The sequence below is a fragment of the Streptomyces bobili genome (assembly GCF_002154575.1).
Taxonomy (GTDB): Bacteria; Actinomycetota; Actinomycetes; order Streptomycetales; family Streptomycetaceae; genus Streptomyces; species Streptomyces bobili.
In genome coordinates, this window is record NZ_MUBA01000538.1 from 265 (window position 1) to 802 (window position 538).

A 538-nucleotide genomic window follows, 5' to 3' on the forward strand; every position below is an offset into this window, starting at 1 on the left:
GCTGCTGCTGCGGCTGCCCACCCTCGAACCACTCCAGGAGGCGGCGGGCGGACGGCCGCGCTCCGACTCGCGCATGCTCACCCGCATCCGCGCGCTGCTCGCCAAGGCGGAGGCGACCGGGTTTCCCGAGGAGGCCGAAGCGCTCACCGAGAAGGCGCAGGAGCTGATGGCCCGGCACAGCGTCGACGAGGCGCTGCTCGACGCGGCGGCCCCGGCGCCGGACGCGCCGGGCGCCCGCCGCATCGGTGTCGAGCCGCCGTACGAGCAGGCCAAGGCGGTGCTGCTGGACGCGGTCGCCGGCGCGAACCACTGCCGGGCCGTGTGGAACGAACCTTTCTGCTTCTCCACGGTCGTCGGCTTCGAGGCCGACCTGGAGGTGGTGGAGCTGCTCTACACCTCGCTCCTGGTGCAGGCGAGGACCGCGATGACGAAGGCCGAGGCGGCGCAGCGGGCGGGCGGACGCAAACGCACGAAGAGCTTCCGCCAGTCCTTCCTGGCCGCCTACGCCCACCGCGTGGGCACCCGCCTGGCCGCCGTG

The 538-nt window shown here is 74.0% G+C and carries 1 protein-coding gene; it reads left to right on the plus strand.

Annotated elements, in window-relative coordinates:
* A partial coding sequence (locus BZL64_RS32935) for a DUF2786 domain-containing protein (protein ID WP_143663375.1) occupies window positions 1-538 on the plus strand: 538 nt, incomplete at both ends.